6 protein-coding genes and 1 pseudogene are annotated in these 7,617 nt (G+C 71.2%); 4 read left to right on the top strand and 3 right to left on the bottom strand.

Going from position 1 to position 7,617, the window contains the following annotated elements:
* Positions 1-293 precede the first annotated feature (293 nt).
* Positions 294-1,295 (bottom strand): alpha/beta hydrolase, encoded by a 1,002-nt coding sequence (locus AC07AL_RS36520; protein ID WP_478319460.1) that lies wholly within the window; start codon positions 1,293-1,295, stop codon positions 294-296.
* A gap of 175 nt (positions 1,296-1,470) precedes the next feature.
* On the opposite strand from AC07AL_RS36520, the gene AC07AL_RS36515 reads away from it, so the two are divergent.
* The 3 genes from AC07AL_RS36515 to AC07AL_RS36505 all read left to right on the top strand — a co-directional run bounded on the left by AC07AL_RS36515 (position 1,471) and on the right by AC07AL_RS36505 (position 4,095).
* Positions 1,471-2,334, top strand: a complete 864-nt coding sequence (locus AC07AL_RS36515) for a helix-turn-helix transcriptional regulator (RefSeq protein ID WP_478319459.1) — start codon at positions 1,471-1,473, stop codon at positions 2,332-2,334.
* 294 nt (positions 2,335-2,628) lie between these two features.
* Positions 2,629-3,207, top strand: a complete 579-nt coding sequence (locus AC07AL_RS36510) for a hypothetical protein (protein WP_363586223.1) — start codon at positions 2,629-2,631, stop codon at positions 3,205-3,207.
* 279 nt (positions 3,208-3,486) lie between these two features.
* Entirely contained in the window at positions 3,487-4,095 is a 609-nt protein-coding gene (locus AC07AL_RS36505) for a phage terminase large subunit family protein (protein ID WP_478319467.1), read from the top strand.
* 18 nt (positions 4,096-4,113) lie between these two features.
* Here the strand turns inward: AC07AL_RS36505 and AC07AL_RS36500 are convergent.
* Positions 4,114-4,503, bottom strand: a pseudogene (locus AC07AL_RS36500) (transposase); the annotation flags it as partial.
* Positions 4,504-4,708: 205 nt separating this feature from the next.
* Positions 4,709-5,575 (bottom strand): hypothetical protein, encoded by an 867-nt coding sequence (locus AC07AL_RS36495; protein WP_363586225.1) that lies wholly within the window; start codon positions 5,573-5,575, stop codon positions 4,709-4,711.
* 896 nt (positions 5,576-6,471) lie between these two features.
* Between AC07AL_RS36495 and AC07AL_RS36490 the strand changes: the two genes are divergently transcribed.
* Positions 6,472-7,533, top strand: a complete 1,062-nt coding sequence (locus tag AC07AL_RS36490) for a pyridoxal phosphate-dependent decarboxylase family protein (protein WP_478319458.1) — start codon at positions 6,472-6,474, stop codon at positions 7,531-7,533.
* Positions 7,534-7,617 lie beyond the last annotated feature (84 nt).

Below are 7,617 nucleotides of genomic sequence, written 5' to 3'. Positions count from 1 at the left end.
GGGGGAGGGGGGGGAAGGTTTTTGGTGGGGGCCTCTCTCACGGACCCGTGCCTCCCCCCCTTTTTCCCCTCCCTCCCCCCCCCCCCCCCCCCCCCCCCCCCCCCCCGCCCCCCCCCCCCGCTCCGGCCCGCCGCCGGGCCGGTCGGCTCCACCCTGGCGGGACTGATCTTCGCGGTGGTGCTCGCGGCGATCGGCTGGGGCATCTCCGTCATCGTCAGCCACCACTGACCGCCCGGCGCCCGGCACCCGAGAACCCGGCACCCGAGCACCCGAGCACCCGAGAACCCGAGCCTTCATGACCGATCGCCCACGGCGTCGGCTCCGCCCCGGCCGTGCAAGGCCTCGGGTGCCGTATCCGGTCCTGAGCGGGTGTCAGTGGTCGCGGCGAGGTGGGTGCCGAAGAAGTCGGTCAGCCTCGCGACGGCGGGGGTGACGTACTCGTCCTTGTCGTAGAGGTCGACGTGCGCGGCGCCGTCGATCCAGTGCAGTTCCTTCGGCCCGGTCGAGCGCTGGAAGGCCCGCACGCTCATCCAGGCGGTCACCGCCTCGCGCCCGACGACCATGAGCAGCGGGCGCGGGGCGAGCAGGGGCAGGGAGGCGAAGGCGTCGGAGGTCGCGATGCGGTCGATGCTGGACCAGGTCAGGGCCTTGGCCGCCCGGGGGTGTTCGGCGCGGGGCGTGCAGTAGTACTCCCAGCCGTCGTGGACGTGCGGGCCGCCGCGGCGGGCCTCCTCCTCGGTCGCGGGGAAGATCGGGAAGGTCCGGACGCCCTCGCCCCGGCCCTCGGCGGTGCGGGCCGCGGCGGCGCCTTCGAGCATGGCCCGGAAGACGGCCGGGTCCTGGGTGCCGTCGGCGCCGTCGCGGAACTGACGGGCCATGTCGGTGGCGCTGACGGTGGCGACGGCCCTGATCCGGTGGTCGGTCGAGCCGGCGGCCAGGGCGTAGCCGCCGGAGGCGCAGATGCCCAGCGCCCCGGTCCGGCCCGGGTCGGCCTCGGCGCGGGTGGTGAGGAACGAGACGGCGGCCTTGAGGTCCTCGATCCGGTGCGCCGGGTCCTCCAGGCCGCGCGGCTCGCCCTCGCTCGCGCCTTGGAATGCGGAGTCGAAGGCGAGGGTGACGAAGCCGCGCTCGGCCAGGCGCCGGGCGTACAGGCCGGCGGCCTGCTCCTTCACCCCGCCGCCGGGGTGGCCGACGACGATCGCCGGGCGGGGGCCGCCCGTGCCGCCGTCGTCGGGGGTGTACAGGTGGCCGGCGAGGTTCAGGCCGGCGCTGGGGAAGGTCACATCGGTGATCACGGTGCTGCTCCGGTCGTCGTGCGACGGGCGGGTCGGCGCGGGGCCGACTCCGGCGGCTCTCTTCGGTGGCCGTTCCTCCACCGTGGCGCCGGAGCGTGCGGGGGTGCCAGGGAGGAAGCTGCCTATGCACGCCGGTACCAGGCACGAGGCCGCTCCCGTGCCGGACACTGGAACCATGACCGTCCGCGACCGGCCCTCCCGCGACAACGAGCTGGGGGACTTCCTGCGTGCCCGCCGCGCCGCCCTCGACCCCCACGGGGCCGGATTCCCCGACGACGGACGGCTGCGGCGGGTGCCGGGCCTGCGCCGCGAGGAACTGGCGCAGCTCGCCCACGTGAGCGTCGACTACGTCGTCCGCCTGGAGCAGGGACGCACCCGAACGGTCTCCCGGTCGGTCCTCGACGCGCTCGCCGACGCGCTGCGCCTGGCGCCGGACGAACGCGCCTACCTGTTCGCGCTGGCCGACGCGGCCCCGGCACCCGCTGCCCCACCGTCCGGCCGCCCACCCGTGGACCCGCAACTGCGGCAGCTCCTGGCGACCATGCACGACGTCCCCGCCATGGTCCTCAACCGGCGCCTGGACGTCCTGGCCTGGAACCACGCGGCCACTGCCCTGCTCACCGACTTCGGCGCACTCGCCCCCGGGGAGCGCAACCTGATCCGCCTCACCTTCCTCGACGACGCCTACCGCGCGCTGTACGCGGACTGGCCCCGCGCCGCGCGCGACTGCGTCGCCACGCTGCGCATGGAAGCCGGGCGCCATCCGGAGGACCGTGAACTCGCCTACCTGATCGCGGAGTTGACTTCCCGAGACGCGAACTTCCGGGCCTGGTGGGCCGACCGCCGGGTGCGCGGCCCCCGGCAGCTCACCAAGACCTACGTCCACCCGCTGGCTGGCCCCCTGACCCTCGACGTCCAGCAGTTCACCGTCGACACCCGGCCCGACCAGCAACTCATCGCCTACACCGCCCCTCCCGGCTCCCCGGCCCACGAGGGGCTGCGATTCCTCCTCCAGTGGGCACCTGCTCCGCGCGGATGACGCTCGCGCGCGGAGCCCGCGCGGAACCGTCGTTGGGCGCGGGTGCAGTCGTGCAGTCCTACAGCTGCACCCGCGCCCGCCCGCGGCGGCGGGCGGATCGGGCCTGGGGCGGATTCTCGGAGAGGGCGGGAAGCCGAGCAGCGTCCTCGTTCAGCGCGAGGTTCAGTGCGAGCCGGCACAACCAGGTGCGGTACCGGCCGACTTGTCGGTATTCGACCTGCTCTGACGGGAGCCGCACGGCCGTCCACCCATCCCCCTGCGAGGCCGGGCCGAGGGAGGCGTAGTGTGCGCGGTGTGAAAGAACTGATCTTCCGGGGGAAAGACAGATTCCGCCCGGACTGGTCCGATCTCGGGCCGGTGCTCATCGTCGTCACGGTCGAACTCGTCGCCGGCCACCTGAAGTTCCACCTCGGCCTCGGCCCCATGGTCCTCCTCGTCGGCGGGACCGTGGTGCTGGCCGCCGCGAGCCGCCTCCTCTCCATGCGGTACTGGAGCAGGGTCGGCACCGACGGAGTCACCATCTGCTGGGGGTTCGGCCGTGGCCGCACCTACTCCTGGCAACAGATCTCCTGGATCGACGTGTCGGAGATCCAAGGCCGCGGCGCGCCCACACGCGTGGCCCGGATCCACACCACCGACGGTCGGCGCCACTGGATGTCCACCGTGATGGCCAGCGACCTCCACCCGTCGGAGGACTTCGACGCCGACTTCCGGCGGGTCGTCGACTGGTGGAAGCACAGCACCAGTCCGAGCCTGCGCGTCCTGCCGGAGAAGAAGTTCCGGGACCGGCTGACGCCCGTGAGAACCGCGGTGCTGTGTACCGTCGTCCTCGCCGTCGTCCTCTTCGCCTTCACCGTGGTGCTGGCCCAGTAGCCACCTGAACGCGTCGGCTCGGCTCTCCTGACGGGCGGTGGGCCGTGGCGCCGGGTTGTGGAGATCAGTCGGCCCTTGTCAGCGAGCCGGTGGGGTGAGGACTGCGCGGTCGAACGGGCCACCGTGTGAGGTGGCGTACGTGACGGCGTCGTTGACGGCACTGATGCCGAAGGACCGGACCCGTTCGGGGGCGAGGTCGAGGGCGCCCGAGGCGAGGAGCCGGATGATGCCGACGTTCGCGGTACGCGGGTACTCCAGCCGTGCGGACACGGTGCGGTACTGCTCGGTGAGGTAGGGGCCCATACCACTCGCCCGGACCTCGTCGGCGGTGGTCCGCTCGGTGGTGTAGCCGCGCAGGACGCCACGCAGCCGGGCGTCGACCCGTCCGGCGGCGACAGCTCCCTCAACGACGAGACCGGCGTCGTCGGCCTCGGCCTCGACTACCAGGACCACCTGTACGTCGTCGCCGACGAGTCCGACACCCTCGGCGCCAACGACTGGGGCCTCACCGCCTGCCGGCTCGCGCTGCAGCTGCGCGCGGACGCGATCGTGGTCGAGGCGAACTACGGCGGCAACATGGCCCGGCAGATCCTCAGCCAGGCGTGGGACCAACTCGCCCGCGAAGGGGAGACACACGGCCAGCTGATGCCGCTGATCGTCGAGGTCAACGCCAAGGTCGGCAAGCGGCTGCGCGCGGAGCCGGTGACGCAGCTGTACGAGCCGGGCCGGGTCCACCACGTCGGGCACTACCCGGAGCTGGAAGGACAGATGGTGACCTGGGTCGCCGGGATGGACAGCCCCGACAGGATGGACGCTGCGGTGCACGGCCTGACCGAGCTGGCCGGCGGAGGTCCGGCGGCCCTTCTTCGCCCGCAGCTGGTCACGTAGCGTGTCGTGGATCCGCTCGGTGGTGCCGTCGCGTTCCCACTCCTTGAAGTAGCCGTAGACGGTGGTGTGGGGCGGGAAGTCGTGCGGCAGGTGGCGCCAGGCGATACCGGTGCGTGCGACGTAGAGGATCGCGTTCACCACCTCACGCAGCGCTGTCGTGGGCTCACGCCCTTCGGCGCGGGTGCGTCGCCACTCCACCAGCACTGGCTCGATGAGCTCCCACTGATCGTCCTTCAGGTCCGATGGATACCTGCGTCGTTCCGTCACGTTTGATGAATATCGCGGACACGGACCCGGCCGCCACGAGATCCTGAAAACGAGTCCGTGCCGCAAGAACCAAAGCCGGACAGTTGGGGGGAATCCCCTATCGAACACCCTCTCACACGTGGTCAGCGTCCGCCTGTACATGGCGGTGCGTCATCAGCGCACGGAAGCGCGATCGACTTCACGAAATCTGCGCCTGAACCACCTCGCCCCGCTAGAAACACTCACGCGCACCGGCGGTTGAGTGGCGGCGGCGCGGAGGGTCGGGGAGGCCCGCCCAGGTGTTCGGAGTCGAGTGTCACGGGTGTGGCGTGATCGGTGTCCGGGTCGATACGGGCCGTTCCGGTTATCAGATCGCGCCGTTGCTGACCATCACGAAGCCCATCCAGTGGTGGCTGTTGGAGAAGTCGCCCTGTGTGTCCGATCCGGTTGGGACGAAGATCCCGGGGCCGCCGATGTGGCCGAAGGGGGAGCCTGCCTGCGCCTGGAAAGGGATGTAGACCACGGCGGGCGCCTCGGGGCCGAACAGGCCGACACCGGGCGGAACCGCGAGCCGGTAGATCGACGGGATGGCCGGATCGTCGTTCTCGTACAGGACGGAGAATCCTGCCGGTCGGCCGGCGGCCGGAACGCGTGTGTAGAACGGGGTGGAGAAGGTGAAGTGCGAGAAGTTCTGGGTCGGGTGGCTCGTTCCGGCCCCGTTGTAGAAGTGGAAGGCGATCGGCGCCGCGTGGCCGCCGATGACCAGCGGCGACCCCTGGTGGGTGTAGTACAGGTTCACGTTGCCCGGGGCCGGGTTGTTCTTGGTGCTGCGTACGCTCAGGACCGGCCACTCGTTGTGGGTGAGGTCGGAGTCGGTGTCGGTCGTGTTGCCCGCGTCGGTCGTGAAGATGACCCGCCCGGAGGAGGGAATGTTGGGTGCCTGCGGGTCGAGGGCGAGCGGGACCACGACGTCGATGCTGGCGCCCGCGGCGATCCCGGCGAAGGAGACCTTGAACATGGACGGCGCGTCCACGGCGGTGTTCTGGTAGAGCCAGGTGGCGGTGCCCCCGGGGGTGCTGGGCAGGGTGGGGACGTTGATGAAGAACGGTGTGATGAACTTCAGTGACACCGGGCCGGTGGCGTTGTCGGGGCCGAAGTTGCCGCAGGTCACGGTCATGGTGCCGTTGCCGGAGGCGTCGAACTGCCCCATCTTCACGCTGCAGTACAGATCCACGGTGTTGGTCGTCCGCGGGGCGCTTGCGGCGGCCGGGCGGCCCGGTCGTCCCGCGGCTGTGGCGGGGGCCGTCGCTCCGAGGCCGAGGGCGGCCACGGTACCGCCGACGCCCGCCGCTTTGAGTAGCGATCGGCGGGGGACGGAAGCGGTGCCGGACCGGGGGGATGCGGGCGATGCTTCTCCGTGCTGATCGTCTTTCATATGCGTAACCTCTGCCTGGCGAAGGAATGTGCCGCTATCCCCGGGAATCCCCCCGGTCCGGGACGGCGATCACTTTTGTTTGTTGGCAAACTGCTTGACCCGGTGAAGCCTCGCGGGCATCCCGCCCCGGCATGTCCGAGACAGTCGACGCCACCCTCGGCCGTCTGGGCGAATCGGTCCAGGTTCTGACATCCGGGCCCGTCGACACGATGCCGAGGGAGGTGCGTGCGGCGCCGACTGCTCTACCGGCCTTGCGGATTGGGGGTGAATCCTCCGGCTGTGCGCGTTCCCTGAGATCGGCTACCCGCTGCTCTGGCGGAAACCGGCCGCACGTCCGGCGGGCAATGGTGGCCACCGCCCCGCCCGAGGTCCCTCGATGTGCCGAGCCATCTGGGCGGCCGCCGCCCGTGCGAGCGGATGGCCTCCGAACGACACGTGGTCATGGCGCGAACTTTCTTCGTCTCGCGATGCCTCAGAGTCCATCGGCCGCGTGTTCCACTGAATCGTCAGGCCCGGCGACCCGGCCGGCGCCTGCTGTTGCGAAGGCCGGGCAGGGGATCCCTGACGCCACGCGGGCCCCGCCGACCCCGCGCAGCACACGCCGGTCACCGCCCACGAGAAGCCTGCCCGCGGCCCGCCCCCCAGGGGGGAGCGTGCAGCGGTGCGGGTGCCGTGCAACGGACAAGGAGGACGAAGTGGACCTGACGCACTGGCTGGGACAGGCGGTCGAGGAGATCCGGACCTGGGCCGACGGCTACGGGCCCGTCGCCCGGCACCCGTCGCTCGCGGTGGACGAGGACGCGATGCGCACGGCGTTCGGCGACCTCGCCACACGGCTGGGCGCCAGCTATCCGTTCTTCCATCCGCGCTATGCCGGCCAGATGCTCAAGCCACCGCATCCGGCGGCGGTCGTCGGGTATCTGGCGGCCATGCTGATCAACCCCAACAACCATGCCCTGGACGGTGGACCGGCCACCTCCGACCTGGAGGTGGAGGCCGTCGAGGCCCTGGCCGGCATGTTCGGCCTGGGCGTCCACCTCGGCCACCTCACCAGCAGCGGCACCATCGCGAACCTGGAAGCCCTGTTCGTCGCCCGGCAGATCCACCCCGGCAAGGCCGTCGCCTACAGCACGGAGGCACACTACACGCACAGCCGGGCGTGCCACCTGCTGGGCGTACCCGTGCACGCCGTACCCGTCGACCGCCGGGGCCGCATGGACGTCGACGCGCTGGAGCGCCTGCTGCGCACCGGTGACGTCGGCACCGTCGTCGCCACCGCCGGGACCACCGGCCTCGGCGCGGTCGACCCCGTCCACGACATCCTCCGACTCGCCCGCCGCCACGGGGCCCGGGTGCACGTCGACGCCGCGTACGGGGGCTACTTCACGCTCCTGGCCCACTGGAACGAAAGCCGAGGGGCAGGCGAGGGCCCGGTCGAACCCCTGGTGGACCCGGAGCCCTGGCGCGCCGTCGCCCACTGCGACTCGGTGGTCGTCGACCCGCACAAGCACGGTCTCCAGCCGTACGGCTGCGGTGCGGTCCTGTTCGCGGACCCCTCGGTGGCCCGCTTCTACCACCACGACTCCCCGTACACCTACTTCACCTCGCAACGCCGGCACCGGGGCGAGATCAGTCTGGAGTGCTCCCGTTCCGGGGCCGGCGCGGCTCAGGTCTCCTGGCGTAGCGGCCGGTCGGGTCGGATGGCACGGGGGTGGTCGTCCGCCGTGTGGGGCCGAGCACTTCGCACGCTAGTGTGATGCGCCACAAATCATGAGGGTAAGTTGATACCCTTTTATGGTGTCGCATCCTGGGCCTTCTGCCGTGGTGATCTCGCTGTCTGA

It is taken from the genome of Kitasatospora sp. NPDC043949 (assembly GCF_056435365.1).
This window is presented reverse-complemented; position numbering and strand designations above follow the sequence as displayed.